Here is a 296-nt window from a genome sequence, read left to right as displayed (position 1 = left end):
ATCATTAACTGCGCATTTGGATCACTGACAACGTCAGTGCCACTAAGCTGAAATAAGAAGTGATTAATCCCTTGTACCGTTAACTTCTGCTGCTGAACGTTACCATCATCTAACTGACGAATATAAAAGCTTAGCCGCGACACATCATCATTTTGAGCCACCATATTGACTCTTAATCTGGCTACTTTATTCAATTCAAATTGACGACTATTGATACTGACATGATCCACTTGAGCCGTTACTGCAGCAATATTACCTAATAATCCAAAGACTATGATACCGACCTCAATAAGTCC

Annotated in this window: 1 protein-coding gene; it reads right to left on the bottom strand. The window is 39.2% G+C overall.

What is annotated here, in order from left to right; all coding sequences use genetic code 11:
- A partial coding sequence (locus tag AAEY78_RS12520; protein ID WP_352339662.1) for a hypothetical protein occupies positions 1–296 on the bottom strand: 296 nt, incomplete at both ends.

The organism is Psychrobacter sp. 16-MNA-CIBAN-0192 (assembly GCF_040309565.1).
In the GTDB taxonomy this organism is placed as follows: domain Bacteria; phylum Pseudomonadota; class Gammaproteobacteria; order Pseudomonadales; family Moraxellaceae; genus Psychrobacter.
The sequence above is the reverse complement of the archived record's forward strand: the minus strand, read 5'-3'. Positions and strand labels throughout refer to the sequence as shown.